Here is a 24,834-nt window from a genome sequence, read left to right as displayed (position 1 = left end):
TCGACACGTCCCCGGGCCGGGCATTGCGCTCAAATCTCGCCAGCCACAAGCGATTGCGGCAGCTACCACGAAAACGCGCAGTATACCATGGCTGACGGCAGGAAAGCAGCCTGCAACCCGAACACGCATTCTCCATAACCAGATGGCTATTTTTACCCATAAAAATTGGCCATTCTTGAATTTTGCTGCAATAATCAAAATATCAATTTTGCAAGCATTCACCCCGATGAAATCAGCCGACCCCTCACACGGCGGCGCTCGTCGCGGCGCTGGCCGGCCACGCGGCAGCGGCCGCTGCGACGCCGGCGAGGCACAGACCCAGCTGCGCATCCCGCGTGCCGACAAACAAGCCGTGCTCGACCTGCTGGCCACGCGCCGCGCCCTGCGCCACATCCAGAGCTGGCGCCCGGCGCCACAAACCGAAATCGTCCCCCTGCCGCTCTACGGCAGCCGCGTCCCTGCCGGCTTCCCTTCCCCGGCTGACGACTACCTGGAAAGCACGCTCGACCTCAACCAATACCTGATCCAGGACGCGCCGGCGACCTTCATGGTGCGCGTCAAGGGCGACTCCATGATCGGCGCCGGCATTGCCGAAGGCGACATCCTGGTGGTGGAAAAGGGGCGCCACGCGCAGCACGACCAAATCGTGCTGGCCGTCATCGATGGCGAATTCACCGTCAAACGCCTGCACCGGCGCGACGAACAAGTAGCCCTGTTGCCGGAGAACCCGGCCTACGCGCCGATCACCCTGCGTGATGGCCAGGACCTGACCATCTGGGGCGTTGTCACCGCATGCGTGAAGAAATTCTGAACCCTGCCCTGCGCCCGCGCTTTGCCCTGGTTGACGGCAACAGTTTCTACTGCAGCTGCGAACGGGTATTCCGTCCAGACCTGCGCGGACGGCCCATCGTGGTCCTGTCGAACAACGATGGCTGCATCGTCGCCCGCTCGCGCGAAGCCAAGGCGCTGGCCCTGCCGATGGCGGCCCCCTACCACCAGCTGCGTCCCTTGCTGCGCCGCCATGGCGTGGCGGTTTTCAGCTCCAACTACGCCCTGTATGGCGACATGAGCCGCCGCATGATGCAGGTCATCGGCGAATTCGGCGACGAACAGGAAATCTACAGCATCGATGAGTGCTTTCTGCGCTTTGCCGGCCAGCTCGACAGCCAGCAACACGGCCAGGCCATCCGCCAGGCCGTCTGGCGCCGCGTCGGCATTCCCTGCGCCGTCGGTATCGGTCCGAGCAAGACCCTGGCCAAGCTGGCCAACCACCTGGCCAAACAACAGCGCAGCTACCGTGGCGTCTTCGACTGGGGCTGGCTGGACGAGGGCGGCGCCGCCCGGCTGCTCAGCCAGACGGCCCTGTCGGATATCTGGGGCATCGGCCGCCGCCTGGCCGAGCAACTGATCCGCCACGGCATCCCTCACCCGCAGGCCCTGCGCGAGCGCGACCCACACTGGCTGCGACAACGCTTCGGCGTCATCGTCGAGCGCATCGCACTGGAGCTGGCCGGCATCCCCTCGCTCGAACTGGAACAGATCAGCGACAAGCAACAGATCCTCTCCAGCCGCTCCTTTGCCCAACTGACCAGCGACCTGGACACACTGCGCGCCAGTATTGCCCACCATGTCAGCCGCGCCAGCGAGAAACTGCGAGCCCAGCGCAGTGTGGCCGCCCTGATCGGCGTCAGTCTGCGCACCAACCCGCACCGCCAGGATCTGCCGCAATACCACAACTATTGCTGCCTGCCCCTGCCGCAAGCCAGCGATGACACCCTGCTGCTGGCCAGCGTCGCCCGGCAGGCACTGCAAACCATCTATCTGCCCGGCTATGCCTACCAGAAAGCCGGCGTCATGCTGCTGGAAATCCGCCCGGCCACCCGGCTGCAATACGATCTGTTTGCCGCCAGCCCCGACCCGCGCCGACAACAACTGATGCAAACCATCGACCAGATCAACCGCCGCCACGGCCACGGCACCCTGCGGCTGGCAGCGGAAGGCCTGAGCACCGACTGGCACATGCGCCAGAACCAGCGTTCGCCCTGCTACACCACACGCTGGGATCAACTGCCACTGGTCGGCCCCTGAGGCTCCCGCCCCGGCGGCACCGGCGCCGACAACGATTGCAACACACGGCCCTGCACCATCAACACCTTCGGCTTGTCAGGGCAAAACAGACACAGGCACTGTAGCCCGGCCAGCGCTCCGACATAATCCGCATCCTGACAAGCCGCCAGCGTGCGCTGACAGCAGCCCTCCAGCATGCCGGCCAGCCACCTCAGCGCACATCACCGCCAAGCGATTGATACAAGCCCACCAGTGCCTGCAGGCTGGCCGACTGCGATTGCAACCAGGCATCGCTGGCCTGCTGCCAGGCACTCTCGGCCTGCAGCGCCTCCAGCTCGGCCGCCTCGCCCACCGCCACCCGTCGCTGCGTCAGCGCCAGCGTGCCGGCCGCCGCCCGGCGCGCAGCATCGAGTTGCTGCGACCGCGCCAGTTCGCGGTCATAGCGCATCAGCGCACTCTCCGTATCCGCCAGCGCCTGCAGGACCACCTGCCGGTAATTCGCCAGCGCGGCCTCATAGGCCGCCTGCTGCGCCCTGAGCTGCTGACTCAGCGCCCCACCGGCAAACAAGGGCAGCGCAAGACTCGGTCCCACGCTCCAATAACGCGCGGCCTGATCCGTCAACTGCCCCTGATGGATGGCATCCACGCCCAGCGACCCCACCAGCGAAAAACGCGGATACTGCGCGGCCGTCGCCACCCCGACCTCGGCACTGGCCGCGGCCAGATCACGCTCGGCCCGCCGCACATCCGGCCGGCGCTGCAGCAAGTCCGACGGCAGACCAACCCCCACCACCGCCGGCTGCGCCGGCAGCGGTGCCGCGTCCGCCAGCAGCTCGTCCAGCGCACGCGGCGTCTGCCCGCACAGCACGGCCAGCGCATCCAGATCCGTACGCACACCGGCCTGTAACGGCGGCAAGGCCGCCGCCGCCTGACGCGCCGCCACCTCAGCCTGATTGACCTCCTGCAAGCCGACCAGCCCGGCCTGCTGCTGCAGCCGCACCAGACGCAGACTCTCCTCGGCCAGCCAGAGACGGCGCTGCGCCACCTGCCCCCGCTGCTGCAAAGCGCGCAAATCCAGATAACTGCGCGTGACACTGGCCGCCGTTGCCAGTGCCGTGGCACGTGCCACCTCGACAGCGCTGCCGGCCCGCGCCGTCGCGGCTTCCAGCGAACGCGCGCGATAACCGAACAAGTCCAGCTCCCACGAGGCCGACAGGCCGACACGCGTATCCGTAAACTGATTTTGCGGATTGGGGAAAGGGATATTGGCAAACTGCTCGCCGCGGGTACTGAGGTGATCACGCGTCTGCTGCGCCTGGGCATTCACCTGAGGCCACGCAGCGCCGCCAGCCACCCCGCGCAATGCCTCGGCCTGCCGCACCCGCGCCCAGGCCGCCTGCAGATCCAGGTTTTGCTGCAAGGCCTGCCCGACCAGCGCATTCAGTGTCGGATCCGCAAAGGCCAACCACCAGTCCGCCTGAGGCAGATGCTCGTTCAACACCGTGCCCGCCACGGCAAAGTGCGCCGGCACCTCGCTGCGCGGTACCTGATAATCCGGCCCGACCGCACAGCCTGCCAGCAGACAGACCACCCCACACAGCCATCCCGACCTCATGCTTGCCCCCCTGTCAGGCCACCCGGCGCCGGAACACCGCATAAGCGGCACTCAGCGTCAGCACGGCAATCAACCACAATGGCCAAAGACTCGGCCAGACCTGCGCCCACTCGAACTGCTTCAGGAACAGACCTTTGACGATCACGATGAAATGCCGCAACGGATCAATGAAACTGAGATAGCGCAGCGGCCAGGGCATGTTTTCGACCGGTGCCAGATAGCCGGACAACACCACGGCAGGCACGGTGAAGCTGAACACCCCGAGGAAAGCTTGCTGCTGTGTGGCACACACCGAAGAAATCAGCAGGCCGAACCCCACCAGGGACAGGCCGTAACAGACAATGGCAAAGAAAAACAGCCACAGCGCGCCGGTAAACGGCACCCCATAGGCCCACACGGCCGCAGCGGCAATGATACTGCCCTGCAAGGTCGAGACAATCAGTGCCGGCACCGCCTTGCCAACCATGATCAGCCCCGGGGTGAGCGGCGAAACCAGCAATTGCTCGAAGGTCCCCTCTTCGCGCTCGCGCGCCAGCGACAAGGCCGTGACAATCAGCGCGCCGATGGTGGTGATGATCGCCACCAGACTGGGCAGCACAAACCAGCGGTACTCAAGATTGGGGTTGTACAGGTTCTGCACCATCACGGTCGAAGGCGCCTCCTGCCCCTGCTCGGCCAGGCGATCGGCCACATAACCATTCACCACCGTCTGGGCATAACCGAAGGCAATCTGCGCCGCATTGGAACGCCGCCCGTCGATGATGGCCTGCAGCGAGGCGGGCTGGCCTCGTGCCAGCCGGCGCGAGAAATCTTGCGGGAAACGAATCGCCAGCAAGGCCTGCTGCTCATCAATGGCCCGCTGCAACTCTGCCTCACCATGCACCATCAGCACACGGGGGAACGCCTCGGTGCTGGCCAGACGCTGCAACAGCTCCACCGAAGCCGCCCCAGAATCCTGATTGAACACCGCCAGCGTACTGTTCCTGACCTCCAGCGTGGAAGAAAACGGAAACACCAGCACCTGCACCAGCACCGGCATAATCAGCAGCAACCGCCCCTGCCGGTCTCGCAACAAGCTTTGCAACTCTTTCAGAATCAAGGTCCACAGACGATAGCCCATTATTGCTCCTAATCCAGCCGCCGCGCGGTTTTCCACGCGGTCAGCCCGAGCCAGAACAGGGCGGACACCAGCAGGAAAGCCATCTGGCGCCACAGCACCGGCCAGACCTGACCGGCCTGAAACAGCGTCTGCAAGGCGCTGACAAAATAGCGCGCCGGAATCAGATAGGTCACCGCCCGCACCGGTGCCGGCATGCTGGCAATTTCGAAGGCAAAACCGGACAACATGGTCGCCGGCAGGAACGCGGCATTCAGGGCTGCCTGCGCTGCATTGAACTGATTGCGCGTCAGGGTCGAGATCAGCAGCCCCAACCCCAGCGCACTGCCGAGGAACAGGCTGGTCACCAGCAGCAGCACCCACAGCGAACCATTGAACGGCACTGCCAGCACCCAGACCGTCACGGCCAGACAGATCAGCATGGACAGCAGCCCGAGCAGGAAATAAGGCAGGATTTTCGACAACAGCAGTTCGGTCTTGCTGACCGGCGTGGACAACAGCGCTTCCATGGTGCCGCGCTCCCACTCGCGCGCCACCACCAGCGAGGTCAGCAAGGCACCGATGATGGTCATGATCACCGCAATCGAGCCCGGCACCAGATAGTTGCGGCTGACGGTAGACGGATTGAACCAGTAGCGTGGCACCAGCTCGATCATCGGCGCGGCATGCTGTCCGCGGGCTTCGGCCCGCTGCTGCTGCCAGACCTGCCACACCCCCTGTACGTAGCTGGCAACGAAATGCGCGGTATTCGGCTCGGCGCCGTCGGTCAGCAACTCGACCGGCGCCGTGCGCCCAGCCACCAGCCGACGCGCAAAGTCCGGCGCCAGCACCACCACACCACGTACCCGGCCGGCCCGCAGCCACTCGATCATCTCGACACGCGAATGCCCGTGCACCGCTTCAATGAACGGCGAGCCGTACAGGGCATCGGCAAAAGCCTGCGCCTCGGCACTGGGCGATTCGCTGACAATCCCGATCCGCATCCGGCTGGCATCGAGACTGACCCCGAAGCCAAAGATGAACAGCAACAAAACCGGCAGGATAAAGGCGATCAGCACGCTGCTGGGATCGCGCACGATCTGAAAGCTTTCCTTGCGGCACAGGGCGGCCAGCCGACGCCAGGAGAAAGCACTCATGGCGCCGCCTCACGCGCCGCATCGCTGTCGGCCACCAGCTGAATGAAGGCATCCTCCATGGTCGGCTCCGGCATGGCCGGCGATACCACCAGCGCCTTCAGTTCGTCCGGCGAGCCGGCGGCAATCATCCGCCCGCGATACACCAGACCGATGCGATCACAGTATTCGGCCTCATCCATGAAGTGCGTGGTCACCATCACCGTCACCCCCTTGTCCACCAGGCCATTGATATGCGTCCAGAACTCGCGCCGCGTCACCGGATCGACCCCGGAAGTGGGTTCGTCGAGAAACAGGATGGCCGGCTCATGCATCAGGGCACAGGCCAGCGCCAGACGCTGGCGAAACCCCAGAGGCAGGTCATTCGGCACACTGTCCAGATAGGGTCCCAGGGCGAATACCTGCACCATGTCGTCGATCTTGCGCCGCTGCTCCGCCCCGCGCAGACCGTAGACACCGGAGAAGAAACGCAAATTGGCCGCTACCGACAATTTGCCGTAGAGCGAAAACTTCTGCGCCATATAGCCCAGACGCTGCCGCGCCTGACTGGCACTGCGCTGCAAATCCATGCCCATGACCCGAGCCAGGCCGTCCGAGGGCGTCAGCAGGCCACACATCATCTTGAACGTGGTCGACTTGCCGGCGCCATTGGGGCCAAGCAAACCGAAAATCTCACCCCGAGCCACTTTGAAACTGACCTGGTCGGTCGCGATAAAATCACCGAAGCGTCGCGTCAGCGCACACGCCTCGATCACCGCGTCTTCGGCCACGCCGGACGGCAGACGACATGCCGGCATCACCCGCGCCAGCACCGACTCACCGCCCGGCCCGCCGCCGAGCAAATCGATAAAGGCATCCTCCAGCCGCGGCGCCACCTCGACCAGCCGCGCCGCCGGCCCGGCCTGCATGACCGCCAGATCCGGCAACACCCCGGCCGTGCGCAGAACCAGCCGCACCTGCTGCCCCTGAATCACCCCGTCAATGACCGCCGGGTCACGCAAGGCCCGCGCCAGCACCTGCCGCCGGTTGCCGGTGATATCGCGCACCTGCAGACTGCGCCCGGCCATGCGCTGCGCCAGCTCACCCGGCGTACCGTCATAAGCGACCCGACCCCGGTTCATCAGCCGCACCTCATGACACAGCTCGGCCTCATCCAGATAGGAGGTACTCCACACCACGGCCATGCCATCGTCGGCCAGCGCATTGACCATGCGCCACAGTTCCCGCCGCGAAATCGGGTCAACACCGACACTGGGCTCATCCAGCAGCAGGATCTTCGGCTGCCCCAGCAAGGCACAGGCCAGCCCCAGTTTCTGCTTCATGCCGCCGGACAACTTGCCGGCAGGCCGATCGGTAAAGCGCGCCAGATCGGTAAAGGCCAGCAGACGCTCGAAGGTCTGCGCCCGCACCACCCCGGTGACATCGCGCAAATCGGCATACAGGGTCAGGTTTTCCAGCACCGTCAGGTCTTCATACAGGCCGAATTTCTGCGGCATATAACCCACAAGGCGATGTAAATCCGCCGCCTGATGCAGCGGGTCCAGCCCCGCCACCCGCAGGGTACCTGCCGTGGCCGCCAGCAGGCCGGCAAACAGGCGCATCAGCGTCGTCTTGCCGGCACCATCCGGCCCCACCAGCCCGGTGATCACGCCCGCACGGACCCGGGTGGTCAGCGCCTGCACCGCCGGCTCTGCCTGCCCGGCAAAGCGCTTTTCCAGCCCCTCCGCGACAATCAGGGCCGTCATCTCAGGGCGCCCTGGCCAGACGGACCGTGACCGGCATGCCCTGGCGCAGGCCACTATCGGCATCACTCACCACCACCCGCAGGCGATACACCAGACCGGTGCGCAAATCCGGGGTTTCGACATTCTTCGGCGTAAACTCGGCGCTGGGCGACACCGACCCCACCACCCCCTGATAGGGCTTGTCTGGCCGGCCATCGGTATAGACATAGACCGCCGTACCGGGCGCCACCCGACCGAGATCCGGTTCTGCCACATAGGCACGCACCCAGACCGGGCTGTTCAAGGACAGGGTGAACAAAATCGCCCCGGGCGCCAGGATCGTACCCGGCTCGGCCGCCCGGGTGAGCACCACACCACCCTGAGGCGCCTTGAGCCGGGTATCGTTCAGTTGCAGACGGGCACTGGCCAGCGCCGCCTGCGCCTGCTGCAGCTGGGCCAGCGCCGCCTCACGATCCTCCTTGCGATAGCCGCGACGATACTGCTGCGCCTGTGCCTCGGCCGCCGCCAGCAAGGCCCGCGCCTGATCGCGGGCGGCCAGCGCATCGTCATAGCTGTGTGCCGCCGTGGCCCCGGTACCGCGCAGCGCGTTCTGGCGGACCAGGGCCGCCTCCGCATCCTGCAGTGCAGCCTGCCGCTGCACCACCTGCGCCTGGGCCTGCGCGACCTCTTCAGGACGATACCCGGCCTTCATCTGATCCACTCGCGCCTGCTGGGCCGCCACCGCCGCCTCGGCCTGGTTCAGGGCATGCTGATAGGGCTCCGGATCGAGATAGGCCAGCACCGCCCCCGGCGGCACCCGGTCTCCCTCATCAAAGGCCAGCGACTGCAAGCGCCCGCCCACTCTGAACCCCAGGCTGACCTGGCGGATATCGACATTGCCATACAGCACCAGCGGCGCCGGGGCACGGCTGGCCGCCCACCATGCCCACCCCAGCCCCACCAGCAGCAGCGCCCCCGCCAGCACCAGGACCCGCTTGTTGATCACGCTCATCGCTCCCCCTCCGGACGCAAGCCTTTCAGCGCCCAATCCAGACGCTGGACAATCGCCTGGCGATCCAGCGCCAACTGTTGTTCCATGCTGACCCAGTCGGCCGGCAGTGCCGCCAGCCCGCTTACCATCTGCGCCAGCATCACCGGCGCGGCCAGCGAGGCCATGATGAACAGCATCTGCTGCCAGGGATCAGCCGACACCAGCTCCCCGTCCGCCTGTGCCTCGCGCACCGCGGCCAGCAACAGCAAGGGATGACGCTGCCCCATGGAACGCACAAAGGCCACCGCGGCCGGCTCCCCGGCTGCCACGTCCTGCAGCAGATGCGTGACAAACACCCGCTGGGCGATCAGGAAATCCAGCAATTGCAAAACCATGCTGCGCAATCGCACCAGGGCGGACGCCGCCTCGGCCTGGCGCAGTTGCAAACCGGCGAACAAGGGCTGATACCAGGACTCGATCAACTCGGACAGAAAGGCTTCGCGGCTGCCGAAGTGATAGACAAAGCTACCGGGATTGACGCCGGCACGCTGCGCCAGACCACGCACGGTCAGCGAACGCAGCCCGCCTTCACACACCAGTTGCATTCCGGTCGACAGCAGCAGCTGCCGGGTCGTTTGGGTACGTGGATTGACTTTCATGCCTTCATTTTATACACACGTATAAATTTGACAAGTGCATTTATCATGACGATATTCCGCCCCAGTGATTACATAATCGAAAAGCTTATGTCATGCTTTGAAGCTAGAATATTCATCAGGCATTAGTTCAACACAGACGGACAACCCTTGCTGGCTCTCGATATCCCCACCCTCGCCGTCATCGGCGTTGTTACCCATTTCGCCTTTGCTGCCTGCGCCTTTGGCGCCTGGCGACAAATCCCGGAAGAGCCCAGCTTGCGTGACTGGGGACTGGCCGTGCTCTTTCTCGGTCTGGGTGCCATCGAGCTGGCCATGCGGACGCCAGCGACTTCGCCCTGGTCAATTCCACTGGGCAATGGGCTATTCGCCGCAGGCTATGCCTGGATATTGCTGGCCCTGCGCCGCCTCATCGGCCGGCCGCGCCGCCCCCTGGAGCCCTGGCTCCCGGCCCTGGCCGCGGCACTGATTGCCGCGCCCTGCTGGTGGTACACCAATGTCGATCCCTCTCTCACCATCCGGCTGGTTCTGGTCTCACTGTTAATGGCCATCTGGTATGTCAGCTTTGCCTGGACCATCAGCCGGCATCACGACCATCAGCTGTCGGGGTGGTTGCGCCTGACCATCGTGTTGCAACTGATCGGCGCCATCATGTTCCTGATCCGCGCCTGGAGTGCCCCCTCAGCCAACGTTTCGCCCGACTATGCCCACACCTCCAGCCTGGCGATTGCCGCACCGGGCTTTTATGCCCTGCTGTTCAATATCTGGATGTCGCTGACCATCATTCTGGTGATCACCTCCCGCATGCATGACCGGGTGGTCGAAACCCTGGGTTTCAATCGGGAAATCCTGGCCAACTCCCCGCTGGCCACGGCGGTATACCGCGCCGATGGTCAGTGCGTCCTGGTGAACGATGCCTACTGCCAGTTGCTGGAAACCCCGCGGGAAACCCTGCTGCAGCAAAACTTCCGTCACCTGCACCGCTGGCGCGAGTCCGGCCTGTTTGCTGCCTGCAACCAGGCCCTCACCCATCGGGAAAGCAGCCGCTGCGAAGTCCACAGCGTCACCGCCGCCGGCCACGACATCTGGATTGACTGCCGCATCCACCCCTCGAGCATCCGGGGTGTCCACCACCTGTTGCTACAGTTCAACGATCTGACCGAACGCAAGCGACTGGAAGACCAGCTGCGCCAGATGGCCTTCCATGACCCCCTGACCATGCTGCCCAATCGCCGGCTGCTGATGGACCGTATCCAGCAGGCGCAACGCAACAGCGAACGCAATGGCAACCATGCCGCACTGCTGTTCATTGATCTGGACAAATTCAAGCAATTAAATGACCGCCACGGCCATGGCGCAGGCGACCGCCTGCTGATTGCGCTGGCGGAAAGCCTGAGCCAGACGGTACGCAAGAGCGACACGGTCGCCCGCCTGGGCGGAGATGAATTCGTGGTGATGCTGGAAGACCTGGGGCAGGACGCCGCCGAGGCGCTGGCCGTCGCACGCGACATGGCCAGGGTGATCCACCAGACGATCCATCGCGATTACCGCCTGGGAGAAATTGAGTATCGGGCCTCGGCCAGCATCGGCATCCGGCTGTTTGACAGCCAGTCCGAGTCAGCCGAAAAGTTGCTGCAGGACGCCGACAGTGCGATGTATCAGGCCAAGCTCAACATGAGCGCCCCGCAAGTTTTCTAAAGCGCTTGGCGACTATCCGCAAACCAGCCCTGCTCGCGCGCAGCCTCGAGCTTCTGCTGCATGTACTGCCACAGGGCCGGGCAACCTTCACTGATCGGCGGCTGCAAACGCGCGATGACTTGCTGGTAGCGAATGCCGTTTTCACGCCAGCTCTGGCCATGGTTGGCCAGATTGAGCAGACAGGGCATGGCGCGGTCGGCCGCATTGGCGAAACGCGCCTCGGCGGTTTGCGCCGCCTCGAACTCCTGCCACAGCGCCAGCATTTCCGCGCCGCGCCCGGCAGGCAGCAGACCGAAAATGCGGCGCACCGCCTTCAGTTCCTCGGCCTTACGCTCCTCCCAGCCCCCTTCGGCATAAACAATGGTGTCGCCGGTATCGATCTCGCCGATATCGTGCACCAGCAACAGCTTGATCACATGATCCATGTTCACTGGCTGCGGGGCGTAATCGGCCAGCGACCAGGCCAGCAGGGCGATCTGCCAGCTGTGTTCGGCAGAGTTTTCATAGCGGGCCAGACCCAGCGGGCGAGTTTTGCGCGTCACCCCCTTGAGTTTGTCCAGCTCGAGAATGAAATCAATGATTTGTTGCATGTTCGTCTCACTGGCAAAAAAATATGTTAACACACAGGCATATTCAAATTGATTTGCTGTTAAAAATGTCCTTTCAATCGACAGGGTGTTTCAAGATAATGAAGCCCCCGCGAGACCCGCGATATCGTCGGACAACAACATAAAAAGGAATTCGGCATGTTTGGCAAGGGACGGCAAATCGAAGCATTGCAAGCGCGTATCCGCGAACTGGAAGACGAGAAACACACCCTGCAGCAACAACTGGCAGCCAGCGACAAGAGCGCCGAGATCGCCGCCCTGCAAAAAGACCTGAATTTCTTCAGCGCACGCCGAGACAGCTATGTCGGCGCCTTCGACCAGTCGCTGCATGCCACCGAGGTGCTGCGCAATTCAGTGGCCAACCTGGCCAACACCCTCGACAACGAATATCACATCGCCAGCGAGTCCCTGACGCAGCTGAGCCATGTCCGCCAGGCCATTGAGGCCATGCTCTCGGCCTTCAGCCAGGTGACCCAGCACCAGCAGACCACCGCCGGCTCCATGGATGTGCTGGCACAGAAGAGCGGCGAGATCGTCGGCTTCGTCAAACTGATTCGCGAAATTGCCGACCAGACCAATCTGCTGGCGCTGAACGCCGCCATTGAAGCCGCGCGCGCCGGTGAACAGGGCCGCGGCTTTGCCGTCGTGGCCGATGAAGTGCGCAAGCTGGCCGAACGCACCGCCCAGGCTACCGGCGAGATCGCCACCCTGGTCGAGGGCATTGAAAACGCCTCCAAGAGCACCAAGGATCAGGTGAACGCCTCGGCAGAAAACGCCGCCCACTTCCTGACAGAGGCCCAGAAGACCTCGCAGGAAATCCGCCAGCTGGCGGACAACGCCGAGGAAATGGCCAACACCATTGGCAACAGCGCCCACAGCAGCTTCATCGAAACCGTCAAATTCGACCACCTGGTGTTCAAGCTTGGCATCTACAAGGCCCTGCTCGGCCTGCACAACCTGACCGCCGATCAGGTAGGCGATCACACTCAGTGCCGTCTCGGCCAGTGGTACACCCAGGGGCGCGGCGCCAGCGAATACCGCAACCACCCGCGCTACAAGGATCTGGAACAACCACACGCCCAGGTGCATGAATATGGCCGCGCGGTGGTGGAGGCCTTTGCCCGCCAGGACTTCCCGGCCGTGCGCAGCGGCCTGGCCGCCATGGAACAGGCCTCTAGCCGCGTCGGCGACATTCTCGACAGTTTCGAGTCCCGCATCGGCAAGTAATGCCTCACGCGGCCCCGCCTCGGCGGGGCCGTATCGCTTTTCGTCTCATTCCTGCGACACCCCGCTTCACCCCCCCACCATATCTGGACACCCTGCAAACCCTTGCCACAAGGACTTGTGGGAAAAGTTTTCAAAAATACTGCCTGTCAAGACTTGAATCAGCCATTTCTGACCACTAGAATTTGCGTCACACAAGGCACATAACAATACATCTTGTGTTGCAAACAAGCCGCGCCACTGACCCGAAGCCGCTTCGGATCAGCGCAACAGCAGAAACCATCTGAATCGACGAGGACACCATGTCATCGACCCCCTATGAAGGCACCGGCGCCGAGGCGCACGCACCGACCGCCCCGCCCCAGGACTACAGTGCCTGGCAAACCATCCGCCGCAATGGCGCCGTGGTACCGTTCGAACCCGTCAAGATCTCCGTGGCCATGAGCAAGGCCTTCCTGGCTGTGCTCGGGCAACATGCCGCCGGCTCCGCCAGCCTGCGCGAACGGGTCACGGCGCACACCGACGCCGTGGTCAGCGCGCTGATGCGCCGCAAGCCGGATGGTGGCGCCATCCATATCGAGGAAATCCAGGACCAGGTCGAGCTGTCGCTGATGCGCGCCGGCGAGCATGACGTGGCCCGCGCCTATGTGCTGTACCGCGAGGAACGCGCCCGCGAGCGCGCCGCCCGCCCCGAAGAGCACCATCATGAAATTCGCGTTGTGGGCCGCCACGGCCAGCGCCAGCCGCTCAACCTGACCGCCCTGCGCGCCACCATCGGCGCCGCCTGCAAGGGACAGCCGCAGGCCGATGCCGAGGCCATCCTGAGCGAAGCCCTGAAAAACCTGTATGACGGCGTCGGCGAGGACGAGGTGGCCAAGTCGACCATCCTGGCCGCCCGCTCGCTGATCGAGCGCGACCCCTGCTACGACCTGGTGACCGCCCGTCTGCTGCTGGGCACCATCCGCGAGGAAGTCATCGGCGAGACCGTGGCCCAGAAGGACATGGCCGCCCTGTACCCCGACTACTTCGCCCGCTTCATCGTCCAGGGCATCCAGGCGGAACTGCTGGATGCACGCCTGGCCGAATACGACCTGAAGAAACTGGGTGCCGCCCTGGACGCCGAGCGCGACCTGCAATTCGGCTACCTCGGTCTGCAAACCCTGTTCGACCGCTACTTCCTGCACATCGACGGTCGCCGCATCGAAATGCCGCAGGCCTTCTTCATGCGCGTCGCCATGGGCCTGGCGCTCAACGAGCAGGACCGCGAGGCTCGTGCCATCGACTTCTACCAGGTGCTGTCCAGCTTCGACTTCATGTCCTCGACCCCGACGCTGTTCAACGCCGGCACCCGCCGCAGCCAGCTCTCCAGCTGCTATCTGACCACGGTGGCAGACGATCTGGACGGCATCTACGAAGGCATCAAGGAAAACGCCCTGCTGTCCAAGTTTGCCGGCGGCCTGGGCAATGACTGGACACCGGTGCGCGCCATGGGCTCGCACATCAAGGGCACCAACGGCAAATCGCAGGGGGTCGTACCCTTCCTCAAAGTGGTCAACGACACCGCCGTGGCCGTCAACCAGGGCGGCAAGCGCAAGGGCGCCGTCTGCGCCTATCTGGAGACCTGGCACGCCGATATCGAGGAATTCCTCGAACTGCGCAAGAACACCGGTGACGACCGACGCCGCACCCACGACATGAATACCGCCAACTGGATCCCGGACCTGTTCATGAAGCGGGTGCACGAGGGTGGCGACTGGACGCTGTTCTCGCCGTCCGAGTGCAGCGACCTGCACGATCTGGTGGGCACGGCCTTCGAGAAACGCTACCGCGAGTACGAGGCACTGGCCGATCAGGGGCTGATCAGGGTCTTCAAGCGCGTACCGGCCCTGAGCCTGTGGCGCAAGATGCTGACCATGCTGTTCGAAACCGGCCATCCGTGGATCACCTTCAAGGACCCGTGCAACATCCGCAGTCCGCAGCAGCACATGGGCGTGGTTCACAGCTCCAACCTGTGCACCGAGATCACCCTCAACACCAATGACGAGGAAATCGCCGTCTGCAACCTGGGCTCGGTCAACCTGGCACGCCACATGAAGGATGGCGAGCTGGACGCCGACAAGATCAAGCGCACCGTGTCGATCGCCATGCGCATGCTGGACAACGTGATCGACATCAACTTCTACCCGGTGCAGAAGGCAGCCAACTCCAACCTGAAGCATCGCCCGGTCGGGCTGGGCATCATGGGCTTCCAGGACTGCCTGCATATCAAGCGTGTACCCTACGCCTCCCAGGAGGCCGTCGAGTTCGCCGATCGCACCATGGAGCTGGTGGCCTATCACGCCTACTGGGCATCCACCGAACTGGCCGAAGAGCGCGGCCGCTACCCGAGCTATACCGGCAGCCTGTGGGATCGCGGCATCCTGCCGCAGGACAGCATCCGCCTGCTGGCGGAGCAGCGTGGCGGCTATCTGGAGATGGACCAGCGCGAAACCCTCGACTGGTCACCGCTGCGCAGCCGCATCCGGCAGTTCGGCATGCGCAATTCCAACTGCCTGGCCATCGCGCCGACGGCCACCATCGCCAACATCATCGGTGTTTCGGCCTCGATCGAACCGACCTACCAGAACCTGTTCGTCAAATCCAATCTGTCGGGCGAGTTCACCGTCACCAACGAGTACCTGGTACGTGACCTCAAGGCCCATGGTCTGTGGGACGAGGTCATGGTCTCCGACCTCAAGTACTTCGATGGCAGTCTGGGGCGCATCGATCGTGTGCCGGCCGCCCTGCGCGAACTGTACGCCACGGCGTTCGAGATCGACCCGAAGTGGCTGGTCGAGGCGGCGGCACGCCGGCAGAAATGGATCGACCAAGCGCAGTCGCTCAACCTGTACATGGCCGGCGCCTCCGGCAAGAAGCTGGATGAGCTCTACCGCCTGGCCTGGGTACGCGGTCTGAAGACCACCTACTACCTGCGCACCCTGGCAGCGTCGTCCGGCGAGAAATCCACCGGGCGCGGCGGCGAACTCAATGCCGTACCGGTTGCGGGCGGCATCAGCCCGGCGATCACCGCCATGGCGGAGCCGGCGACCGATGCCAAGTTCTGCTCGATCGACAACCCCGATTGCGAAGCCTGCCAGTAAGGCCGGCCAGCACCTCCCGGGCGCCGGATGGCGCCCGGGCCAACCCAAGAAAAGGAATCAGCATGAGCGCTTCCGTTTACATGGCATGCAGCAATGCGACCCGCGGCGTCACCAACAACACGGTACGCCTGACCCTGGATGCGCCGGGCCCGGATGCGCCGCGCGCCCTGCAGGGCGGCATGCTGATTCTCGGCAAGGCCAGCGTGCCGCTGTACGCCATCCGGCAACAAGAGCCGGAAGACGCCGACAGCCACGCCTGAGCTGACCCTCGGCCCGCACGAGTGACACTCCCGGGGCGCCTGACGCCTCCCGGGATGGCTGATCTACCCTCAAAAAGAAAAGCACCAAGAGACCATGCTGAATTTTACCGACAATGCCGATGCCCCCGCCGCCGCCACCAGCCGCGTGAACGTGGTCGACAAGCGCATCATCAATGGCACCACCGACGTCAACCAACTGGTACCGTTCAAGTACAAGTGGGCCTGGGAGAAATACCTGTCCCAGTGCGCCAACCACTGGATGCCGCAGGAAATCAACATGCAGCGCGACATCGAGCAGTGGAAGACCGGCCAGCTGTCCGAGGATGAAATGCGCATCGTCAAGCGCAACCTCGGCTTCTTCGTCACGGCAGACAGCCTGGCCGCCAACAATATCGTGCTGGGCACCTACCGTCAGATCACCGCGCCGGAGTGCCGCCAGTTCCTGCTGCGCCAGGCCTTCGATGAGGCCATTCATACCCATGCCTACCAGTACATTGTCGAAAGCCTGGGGCTGGATGAAGGCGAGGTCTTCAACGCTTACCACGAGATTTCGTCCATCAGCGCCAAGGACGATTTCCTGATCCCGTTCATCGACGTGCTGACCGATCCGCAATTCAAGACCGGCAACACCGCCAACGACCAGAAACTACTCAAGTCGCTGATCGTCTTCGCCTGCATCATGGAAGGTCTGTTCTTCTATGTAGGGTTCGTACAGATCCTGGCGCTGGGACGGCAGAACAAAATGCCGGGCGCCGCAGAACAGTACCAGTACATCCTGCGCGACGAGTCGATGCACTGCAATTTCGGCATTGACCTGATCAACACCATCAAACTGGAAAACCCGCAGCTGTGGACCGAGTCGTTCAAGGCCGAGCTCAACGACCTGTTCCGCCGTGCCGTTGATCTGGAATACGCCTATGCCGAAGACACCATGCCGCGCGGCGTGCTGGGCCTGAACGCCAGCATGTTCAAGGAATACCTGCGCTTCATCGCCAACCGCCGCATGCAGCAGATCGGCCTGGAGCCGCTGTTCCCCGGGGCAGACAACCCCTTCCCGTGGATGAGCGAAATGGTCGACCTGAAGAAGGAAAAGAACTTCTTCGAAACCCGGGTCACCGAGTATCAGACCGGTGGCGCACTAAGCTGGGACTGAGCCGGCGCCGAACCGCAGCCTGCCGCCCGGCAGGCTGCGGCCAGCAAATAATCGTAGCCGTCCGCCCCCTTCCTGCCTTACCCTACGCAGCGCACGTCTTGGCTACCGCTTACCCCCATCATGCATATTCAGGATTTCCAGCAATCGCTCGCCGCCATCGGCGCCCAGCCCTGCCATATCGGCAGGATCACCCGCGCCTGGCTGCAGGGCCGCCCGCTGGGTGACGGCACGCGCCGCCAGAAGAGCGAGCACTATTACCCGCTGTCCGTCCGTCAGGGCTTGCCCGCCATCATTGAGCAGATGGGAACACTGGCCCGTATCGAGTCGCAGCACCCGGCAGCGGATGGTTCGCTGCGCCTGCTGGTGGCACTGGCCGACGGTCAGATGGTCGAGAGTGTGCTGCTGCCGCGCGACGGGCTGTGCGTCTCCAGCCAGGTGGGCTGCGCCGTCGGCTGCCGCTTTTGCATGACCGGACAGTCTGGCCTGCTGCGCCAGCTCGGCAGTGCAGAGATTGCCGCCCAGGTCGCGCTGGCCAGGCAGTTGCGTCCGGTCAGAAAAGTGGTGTTCATGGGCATGGGCGAGCCCTCGCACAATCTGGACAGCGTGCTGGAGGCCATCAACCTGCTGGGCACGGACGGCCAGATCGGCCACAAGAATCTGGTTTTTTCCACGGTGGGCGACCTGCGCGTGTTCGAGCGGTTGCCGCAGCAGGCGGTCAAGCCGGCGCTGGCGCTGTCGCTGCATACCACCCGGGCCGACTTGCGCGCATCGCTGCTGCCGCGCGCACCACGCCTGACACCGCAGCAGTTGGTCGAACTAGGTGAAGACTACGCCCGCCAGGTCGGCTATCCCATCCAGTACCAGTGGACCCTGCTGGCCGGCATCAATGACAGCCAGGCGGAAATGGATGCCCTGGTGCAGCTGCTCCGGGGCAAGTACGCCATCCTGAACCTGATCCCCTACAACAGCCTGGAAACCGATGCCTTTCAGCGCCCGTCAGCCGCCCAAATCGACCGCATGAAGCGCCACCTGCACCAATATGGCGTACTGACGAAGGTGAGGGACTCGGCAGGCCAGGATATCGACGGCGGCTGCGGTCAGTTGCGCGCCAGGGCTGCCGGACTCATTGACAGCAGTCGTCTGCGGCGCCGCCAGCCAGCCGGAACGCCCCGGCCAGCTGACTGAAGGCCGGGCGCCAGATCAACTGCTGCGACCCCAGCCAGAAATCCGCCATCGTCTCCAGCTGACCACCAATCTCGTGACTGGCGTAACGCATCAGACTCAGTCGCTCGACTGGCAGCTTCAGAACCGGCCCCGGGTCAAACTCCTGCAGCAGGCGGGCCAGCGGCGCGCTGGGCCAGGCCGCGCTATACAGACCTACCGTGACATGCGGGACATACTCCTGCTCGGCATGATCCTGCGGGTGTCCTGACAGGCAGGCGCGGACGGCGGGCAACTGTTGCGCCGGGTCTCGTACCCACAAGAAAGGTGCAGAGCGAAAGCTGTCCAGCTCGGCAACCTGCAGCTCAAAAGGCCGCCGGGCCAGGTGTCGCAGGGCATGGCACTGAGCATCCAGCCGGCGCCCGTCATACTCCCCCTCGCCGGTCGTGTCGGTCGGCGGGAAACCACACAAACTCAGGGTGACATGGGGCGCGCGTACATAGTCGTCCAGCAGGTAGGGCGCCAGCCATTGTTGCGCCCGCTGCACGCGCTCGACGATAGCCGGCAAGGCTGCGTCAATGGCCCAGAACCAGAACCACGGGCGGCCGTGATGCCATGCGCTGAAATCACCTCGGGTGCTGGCCTGGGTTTCCCCCGCAGAGAGGAATACCGCCCGCAAGGATCGGGCAGTGAACGCCAAAGACACTGTTATTCTCCCTGTTCAATCGTACACGGATGGCATGGCAGACTGGACAGCGCGGCATCAGGATCTACCATGAAACAGAACCTTTTCGAGAGCGATGGCCATGCCTGTTCTGCCTGCCATGCGTCGCTGCCGCGGCGTCCTGCTGATCCTCCTGCTGTCCTGTCTCCCTGCAGCCCTGCGGGCCCAGCCAGCCTGCCAGCCATCCCTGCGCATCGCCCTGGATGAGTTCGGCCGCTACTTTTCTCTGGATGCCGCCAATCAGATGAGTGGCATCGACCTGGAGATCAGCAAGGAGCTGGCCAGGCGCCTGCATTGTCAGCCCGAGATCCGCGTCGAGTCGGTGATTCGCATCCTCAAGCTGGCCGAACTGGGGCAAATCGATCTGGCCGCGCACAAGTTCGCCACCGAGGAACGGGCACGGATCGCCTGGCTGGTCCCCTATCTGCGCCAGCACAATGTGATGGTCATCCGCAAGAATGGCCCCGCTCCGGGCATGAAAGCCTTTGTCAGCCAGCCGCAATGGCTGCTGGGTGCCGGCAAGGGCTGGCATTACGGCAGCGCGGTTTACGATCAGCTGGCCGACCAGCTGCAAAGCCAGGGAAGACTGGTTCTGGCTGCCGACACCGTACAGCTGTTTGCCATGCTGCGCGCCAATCGGGTTCAGGCCATCATCACCTCGGCGCCAGTCTATCGGGCCATGCTGTCTGCCGAAGAACTGGGCCAGTATCGTCTGGAAGACTGGGATGGCAATACTCAGTGGCCCCAGCTCAACCTGATGCTGAGCAGACAGACGGTCGATGACGCCCTGAAAACACGCATCGTGACCACCCTGCAGGAAATGCGCAGCGATGGCACGCTGCGCGATATCGTACAGAAATATGTCGGGCCGGAGGAAGCCGCCATCATGCTGAAACCCTGAGCACCGGCTGGATTGTCATCTCCCTTGCATATTGTTCCGGCAAAATCGCGGATTTGCACTCCGGAGTGTTTCATGCGCCGCCTCGCCAGTCTGCTATTGAGCCTGCTGCCCGCCATCATCCCCCTGTCGGCACAGGCTGATTTTACGATTCCCGGCTATGAGCTGGTCCATACCGCCCCGGTCGGCGCCGGACTGGACACGCCGGATTTGCGTGACCCGGCCACGGTCTGGCGCCAGATGATCGATGCGGCGCAACACGAGATCGTGCTGGCGCAGTTTTATGCCGTCAGCCAGCCAGGCAGCAAACTGGAGCAAGTGATCGCCAGTCTGGACGCGGCCGGACGCCGCGGCGTCAACATTCGTTTTCTGATGGAAGCCAAGAGCCAGTTTGCCACCGACCCGGCCACCGTGGCCCGTCTGCAGCAGATCCCCCATCTGACCTTCCGCACACTGGACTGGGCCAAAGTCAGCGGCAGCGGCATCATTCACGCCAAATACCTGATCGTGGACGGCAAAACGGCCTATGTCGGCAGCCAGAACTTCGACTGGCGGTCACTGGAGCACATTCACGAAACCGGCCTCAAGATCGACGACGCCGCGATGGTCGACCGGCTGCAACGTATTTTCGAACACGACTGGCGAGCCCAGCAGCAGGTAGCTGCCGGCGAGCCTGTTCCCCCACTGCGCACCGGGGTGCCTGCCATCGACCTGAAGCAGCCGGCCCTGCTGCTGGCCAGCCCCAACAACTGGGATCCGGACGGGGTCGCCGACACCGAGTCCACGCTGACGACCCTGATGGCAGAAGCCCGCCACGAAATCCGCATTCAGTTGCTCGACTACCTGCCACTGACCTTCGACAAGCCGCGTCGGTACTATCCGCTGTTTGATAATGCCATTCGTGACGCGCTGGCGCGCGGAGTGCGTGTCAAGCTGATGCTGTCGGACTGGAATGCCGAGTCCCCCGGCATTGACTACCTGAAGAGTCTGTCTGTCCTGCCCGGCATGGAAATCCGCCTGGTGAAGCTTCCTCAGGCGGCCTCGGGATGCATTCCCTTCGCCCGGGTCATCCACACCAAGAGCATGGAGATTGACGGCCAGATTGCCTGGCTGGGCACCAGCAACTGGAGTGGCGGTTATGTCGATCACTCTCGCAACCTGGAGATCGTACTGCGCAACCCGGCCATGGCGGAGCGCATCGCCACCCTGCACGCGCAGACCTGGAACTCCCCCTATACCTCGGTCGTCATCCCCGGGAAAACCTACCCCAGAGTCAACAAGGATTGCAGCAACCAACACTAAGCACAGCGATGCGGCCTGAGCATCTCAGGCCGCAAAAGCCAATTTCACTGCCTATTTGATTTTTTACAATCAAGTTCAACTGGCATAATGGCATTATGCCAGTGTATAAATAAATCATTTTGTTGCTTTTGTGGTTATTTACACCAAACAAAACGCCGTCGTTTCGCTGCCGCTTGCCTCAGATCAAACCCCGCCCGGCGCACCCGCTCTAGCATCACGTCATGACCATCACCGCGCCGTCTTTTTTCCAACGCAAGCGTTGTGCGGCCTGCCTGCTGCTGGCCGCCGTTCTGTTCTGGGCCGGCAACGTCGTGGTAGCCCGCGCCTTCAGCAACGATCTGCCCCCTCTCTGGCTCACCCTCGGCCGCTGGGCCTGCGCATCGCTGCTTCTCTGCCCGCTGGCCGCCAGCGCCCTGCGGCAGCAGTACAAGCTGCTGTGGCAACAACGCTGGCACCTGCTCTGGCTGGCCGCGACAGGTATCGCCGCCAATAACGCACTGATCTACATGGGAGTAGCCAGGGCCGGCGTGACCAGTGCGGCAGCACTGCAGACACTGACCCCGGTATGGATCGTCCTGCTCTCTGCACTGCGTCAGCGTCTCCCGCTTAGAACCTGGGCAGGTGTCATGCTGGCGATGTGCGGCGCGGTCTTGATCGCTGTCCATGGGGATCTGGGAGACATCCGGCAGGCGATCGCTGGCTCCGGGACGCTATGGCTGCTGGCCGCCAGCCTGTGCTGGGCAGGCTATACCCTTGGCGTCGTCCGCTTACCCGGCCAGCTGGACCCGGGCGCGCTGCTGGCCACCCAGGCCGTACTCGGCTCACTGCTCTTGTTGCCGCTGGCCCTGTGGCTGGAACCGCAGGGGCTGAACAGCACGCTCAGTCGGGCCGACTGGCTGGCACTCGCCTATCTGGCACTGTTTCCTTCCGTCCTGGCCTATGCGTTCTATCGCCGTGGCGCCGACCGGCTGGGGGCCACCTTTGCCGGCAATTGCATGAACCTGATGCCACCGATGTCGGCCCTGCTGTCCATGATCTTTCTTGGTGAACACCTGCAAACTTTTCATGTCATCGGCTTTGCCGCCATCATGGCCGGCCTGGCACTGGGCAGCAGCAGGCCGCTCACCCTGCCATGGCGCATGCAGCTGGCACAACGCGGGTAGCCCGCCCTGGTAATGTAGTATTGCTACACAAACAGGAGGCTTGCCAGAAACATGACATGGATCAAAATAGCAATAGATCTCATAGGTTTTGGCCAATCAAGGCATTGACAGCGTCATCACGCGTAGCAATACTACACGAAAGTCTCATCCGACTTTACCAGGACAGCAGTAGACAAAACGAGAAAGGCCCCGCGCAAGCGGGGCCTATTCTTTTTTACCACACCGACGGACAAAGCCCGCATCACCCGCCAAGGGCAAGTGCGCAGTGTGACACCCCCGCCGCCGCCCCCATGTCGACCAGCACAGCCCCGACCATGCAACTGGCAAGCACCAAACCAAACAGCAAATAGCGCAAAAACAGGTTTCTCATTAAATTCTCCCAATCATTGATTGAAAGAGGATGAGACAATCACCCTCCAGCAAGAATCAGAACACTCCCATTCTCGCGCCCGCACAACACACACCATACTTGCCGTTTACCTCAGAGGTGGCTCACCTCCCAGCCAATAACGAGCACCACCCCCACCCTGCGCCGCCTGGTCCTGCGGGTTGTACAACTGACAACGCTCGAGCGACAGACAGCCACAGCCGATGCAACGACTCAACTGATCGCGCAACCGGCACAGCGCATCGATCCGTGCCTGCAACATCGGCTGCCACGCAGCCGACAGCCGTGACCAGTCAGACGCATCCGGCGTTTTGCCATCAGGCAAGGACGCCAGTGCAGCAGCGATATCCTGCAGCGACAATCCCACCTGCTGGGCCGCACGAATAAAGGCAACCCGCCGCAAGGCATCACGCCGGAAGCGCCGCTGCCCGCCGGCCTGACGCACACTCGACAACAGGCCTTGCGATTCGTAGTACCGCAAGGCACTGCTGGCCACCCCCGCCCGCTGCGCCAATTGCCCGATCGTCAGCCACACTTCCGCCATACTCCCTCCGCACAGACACCCATCTGACAACCACATCAATTATGCCATCTGTATCATTTAATCAACAATGACCGACCTGCGCACCCCCCCCCTATCTCTCGCCCAAACCAGGGCGGGATTGTTAACCTTTATTTCGCATGTAAACAGCACATCCAGGCAAAACATGCGCCAAATAAGGCTTTCACTCAGCAAAGCATTGCAAATACACAATATTTAATAGTTGTCAACTGGCCACTGCAAAATGAATGGGATATAAACAAAGCACAGTAGATGCGCAGGGAGCCATCTTAAACGCTGTTCCAAGGAGTTGAATATGAAAACCCACATTTTTGCCGCCATTATTGCCATTTTCGCGGCAAGCACCCCGCTACTGGCCTCCGCCGACACCATGCCGGCCAGCACCGCCAACAACGAAGCCAGCAACAGCAAGACGACGCTGAACTGTCAGTGGGCCCCGGGGAATGAAAGCCGTGGCGGCAACTGGGGCTGCGCCGACAAGGATCTTCACGACCACGGTCAGTGATGACGCCGTCGCGGCAGCCAGAAACCACAAAGGGGAGGCAGAGCCTCCCCTTTGTCCTATTCCCGACAGCGCCGACTCAAACGGCCATGCCCTCAAAGCAGACACTCAGCATATGCTCAACAATCTGCTCGTCCGAATAATCACCATATAAACGCAAGTACTCGACCGCCGGGTCACAACTGCGTGCATAGTAAGCAAACAGAATCACATCATCCGGCAAGTCGCCGCGCAGCAGCTTCTGCTTCTTCGCCGAAGCCACCAACTTTCCCAGCAATTTGTGCAGACGCGCTGCCCGCAACACATAGCGCGGACTGCGCGTCAGCATCTCGCGCACCTGAACACTGGTTGACGGCAAGAAGGGCAAACCGCCCTGCAGGCGGGTGCGCAGCGCCCAGGCCAGCAGGGCCTGCAGCTTGGCCACCGGATTCATCGCCTGATCGAGCCCGGCAACAAAGGCCACCGCATCATCCAGCAGGCGGATCATCACCTCGGTAGCCAGCTCTTCCTTGGACTTGAAGTGCTTGTACAGACTCGGCTTGGAGATACCGACCTCCCCGGCGACATCATCCATGGTCATCAAGTCAAAACCCTTGCTGGCCAATAGCTTTGTCGTGGCGTCCATCACTGCCTGCTCACGCAGACGGAATGCCTGATCCTTGAAACTGAGTCGGGATAAAATACTCATCGGTATTGTCTTTTACTAATTAGTAGATTTTTTGACTGCAAGGTTATATCCTGCACTATA

The 24,834-nt window shown here is 62.9% G+C and carries 23 protein-coding genes; 12 read left to right on the top strand and 11 right to left on the bottom strand.

Annotated elements, in window-relative coordinates; genetic code table 11:
- The first annotated feature begins 226 nt into the window (after window positions 1–226).
- Both umuD and AACH39_RS02150 read left to right on the top strand, forming a co-directional pair.
- Window positions 227–811 carry a translesion error-prone DNA polymerase V autoproteolytic subunit gene (gene umuD, locus AACH39_RS02155; RefSeq protein WP_215776203.1) on the top strand — a complete coding sequence of 195 codons (585 nt, stop codon included), beginning with the start codon at window positions 227–229 and terminating at the stop codon, window positions 809–811.
- On the top strand, window positions 793–2,088 hold the full coding sequence (locus AACH39_RS02150) for a Y-family DNA polymerase (RefSeq protein WP_215776205.1): 1,296 nt from the start codon (window positions 793–795) through the stop codon (window positions 2,086–2,088). Before umuD ends, AACH39_RS02150 begins: the two co-directional genes overlap by 19 nt.
- Here the strand turns inward: AACH39_RS02150 and AACH39_RS02145 are convergent.
- The 7 genes from AACH39_RS02145 to AACH39_RS02115 are packed head-to-tail and all read right to left on the bottom strand — an operon-like array spanning window position 2,064 to window position 9,306.
- Complete coding sequence (locus AACH39_RS02145; RefSeq protein WP_215776208.1) at window positions 2,064–2,264, bottom strand: hypothetical protein; 201 nt, start codon at window positions 2,262–2,264, stop codon at window positions 2,064–2,066. The genes AACH39_RS02150 and AACH39_RS02145 overlap by 25 nt on opposite strands.
- Window positions 2,265–2,278: 14 nt before the next feature.
- Window positions 2,279–3,682: an efflux transporter outer membrane subunit gene (locus AACH39_RS02140; RefSeq protein ID WP_338620793.1), complete on the bottom strand. Its 1,404-nt coding sequence runs from the start codon at window positions 3,680–3,682 to the stop codon at window positions 2,279–2,281.
- Window positions 3,683–3,695: 13 nt separating this feature from the next.
- Window positions 3,696–4,802, bottom strand: coding sequence for an ABC transporter permease (locus tag AACH39_RS02135; protein WP_338620792.1), 1,107 nt, complete (start codon window positions 4,800–4,802; stop codon window positions 3,696–3,698).
- 8 nt (window positions 4,803–4,810) lie between these two features.
- Window positions 4,811–5,935, bottom strand: a complete 1,125-nt coding sequence (locus AACH39_RS02130) for an ABC transporter permease (protein WP_215776215.1) — start codon at window positions 5,933–5,935, stop codon at window positions 4,811–4,813.
- On the bottom strand, window positions 5,932–7,677 hold the full coding sequence (locus tag AACH39_RS02125) for an ATP-binding cassette domain-containing protein (protein ID WP_338620791.1): 1,746 nt from the start codon (window positions 7,675–7,677) through the stop codon (window positions 5,932–5,934). The genes AACH39_RS02130 and AACH39_RS02125 overlap by 4 nt, the downstream gene beginning before the upstream one ends.
- Window position 7,678: 1 nt before the next feature.
- Window positions 7,679–8,668 carry a secretion protein HlyD gene (gene hlyD / locus AACH39_RS02120; RefSeq protein WP_215776221.1) on the bottom strand — a complete coding sequence of 330 codons (990 nt, stop codon included), beginning with the start codon at window positions 8,666–8,668 and terminating at the stop codon, window positions 7,679–7,681.
- Window positions 8,665–9,306 carry a TetR/AcrR family transcriptional regulator gene (locus tag AACH39_RS02115; RefSeq protein WP_215776223.1) on the bottom strand — a complete coding sequence of 214 codons (642 nt, stop codon included), beginning with the start codon at window positions 9,304–9,306 and terminating at the stop codon, window positions 8,665–8,667. The genes hlyD and AACH39_RS02115 overlap by 4 nt, the downstream gene beginning before the upstream one ends.
- 147 nt (window positions 9,307–9,453) lie before the next feature.
- Here AACH39_RS02115 and AACH39_RS02110 point away from each other — a divergent pair, with 147 nt between their 5' ends.
- Window positions 9,454–11,001 (top strand): sensor domain-containing diguanylate cyclase, encoded by a 1,548-nt coding sequence (locus AACH39_RS02110; protein WP_338620790.1) that lies wholly within the window; start codon window positions 9,454–9,456, stop codon window positions 10,999–11,001.
- On the opposite strand, the gene AACH39_RS02105 is transcribed toward AACH39_RS02110, so the two are convergent.
- The gene (locus AACH39_RS02105) at window positions 10,998–11,591 is read right to left on the bottom strand and encodes an HD domain-containing protein (RefSeq protein WP_215776228.1); all 594 of its coding nucleotides are present in this window, start codon (window positions 11,589–11,591) and stop codon (window positions 10,998–11,000) included. The two genes, AACH39_RS02110 and AACH39_RS02105, sit on opposite strands and share 4 nt — an antisense overlap.
- A gap of 156 nt (window positions 11,592–11,747) precedes the next feature.
- On the opposite strand from AACH39_RS02105, the gene AACH39_RS02100 reads away from it, so the two are divergent.
- From AACH39_RS02100 to AACH39_RS02080, 5 genes are all read left to right on the top strand, one after another.
- The gene (locus AACH39_RS02100; protein WP_215776230.1) at window positions 11,748–12,836 is read left to right on the top strand and encodes a methyl-accepting chemotaxis protein; all 1,089 of its coding nucleotides are present in this window, start codon (window positions 11,748–11,750) and stop codon (window positions 12,834–12,836) included.
- Window positions 12,837–13,135: 299 nt separating this feature from the next.
- Entirely contained in the window at window positions 13,136–15,973 is a 2,838-nt protein-coding gene (locus AACH39_RS02095) for a ribonucleoside-diphosphate reductase subunit alpha (RefSeq protein WP_338620789.1), read from the top strand.
- 62 nt (window positions 15,974–16,035) lie between these two features.
- A complete protein-coding gene (locus tag AACH39_RS02090; protein WP_215776235.1) occupies window positions 16,036–16,233 on the top strand; it encodes a hypothetical protein in 198 nt (65 codons plus the stop codon).
- A gap of 94 nt (window positions 16,234–16,327) precedes the next feature.
- Complete coding sequence (locus AACH39_RS02085) at window positions 16,328–17,386, top strand: ribonucleotide-diphosphate reductase subunit beta (RefSeq protein ID WP_215776238.1); 1,059 nt, start codon at window positions 16,328–16,330, stop codon at window positions 17,384–17,386.
- Window positions 17,387–17,506: 120 nt separating this feature from the next.
- On the top strand, window positions 17,507–18,571 hold the full coding sequence (locus tag AACH39_RS02080) for an RNA methyltransferase (RefSeq protein WP_215776240.1): 1,065 nt from the start codon (window positions 17,507–17,509) through the stop codon (window positions 18,569–18,571).
- Here the strand turns inward: AACH39_RS02080 and AACH39_RS02075 are convergent.
- A complete protein-coding gene (locus AACH39_RS02075) occupies window positions 18,510–19,253 on the bottom strand; it encodes a 2'-5' RNA ligase family protein (protein WP_338620788.1) in 744 nt (247 codons plus the stop codon). The genes AACH39_RS02080 and AACH39_RS02075 overlap by 62 nt on opposite strands.
- Before the next feature lie 100 nt (window positions 19,254–19,353).
- On the opposite strand from AACH39_RS02075, the gene AACH39_RS02070 reads away from it, so the two are divergent.
- From AACH39_RS02070 to AACH39_RS02060, 3 genes are all read left to right on the top strand, one after another.
- Window positions 19,354–20,172 (top strand): transporter substrate-binding domain-containing protein, encoded by an 819-nt coding sequence (locus tag AACH39_RS02070; protein ID WP_338620787.1) that lies wholly within the window; start codon window positions 19,354–19,356, stop codon window positions 20,170–20,172.
- A 72-nt stretch (window positions 20,173–20,244) separates the two neighbouring features.
- Window positions 20,245–21,471 (top strand): phospholipase D-like domain-containing protein, encoded by a 1,227-nt coding sequence (locus AACH39_RS02065; RefSeq protein WP_338620786.1) that lies wholly within the window; start codon window positions 20,245–20,247, stop codon window positions 21,469–21,471.
- Between the two features lie 221 nt (window positions 21,472–21,692).
- Window positions 21,693–22,634 carry a DMT family transporter gene (locus tag AACH39_RS02060; protein ID WP_338620785.1) on the top strand — a complete coding sequence of 314 codons (942 nt, stop codon included), beginning with the start codon at window positions 21,693–21,695 and terminating at the stop codon, window positions 22,632–22,634.
- A gap of 476 nt (window positions 22,635–23,110) precedes the next feature.
- On the opposite strand, the gene soxR is transcribed toward AACH39_RS02060, so the two are convergent.
- Window positions 23,111–23,566, bottom strand: coding sequence for a redox-sensitive transcriptional activator SoxR (gene soxR / locus AACH39_RS02055; protein WP_215776251.1), 456 nt, complete (start codon window positions 23,564–23,566; stop codon window positions 23,111–23,113).
- A gap of 313 nt (window positions 23,567–23,879) precedes the next feature.
- On the opposite strand from soxR, the gene AACH39_RS02050 reads away from it, so the two are divergent.
- Window positions 23,880–24,089: a hypothetical protein gene (locus AACH39_RS02050; protein ID WP_215776254.1), complete on the top strand. Its 210-nt coding sequence runs from the start codon at window positions 23,880–23,882 to the stop codon at window positions 24,087–24,089.
- A 76-nt stretch (window positions 24,090–24,165) separates the two neighbouring features.
- Here AACH39_RS02050 and AACH39_RS02045 read toward each other — a convergent pair whose 3' ends face one another.
- Window positions 24,166–24,774 carry a TetR/AcrR family transcriptional regulator gene (locus tag AACH39_RS02045; RefSeq protein WP_215776257.1) on the bottom strand — a complete coding sequence of 203 codons (609 nt, stop codon included), beginning with the start codon at window positions 24,772–24,774 and terminating at the stop codon, window positions 24,166–24,168.
- Window positions 24,775–24,834 lie beyond the last annotated feature (60 nt).

Source organism: Paludibacterium flexuosum (assembly GCF_037076605.1).
Classification (GTDB): domain Bacteria; phylum Pseudomonadota; class Gammaproteobacteria; order Burkholderiales; family Chromobacteriaceae; genus Paludibacterium.
The sequence above is the reverse complement of the archived record's forward strand: the minus strand, read 5'-3'. Positions and strand labels throughout refer to the sequence as shown.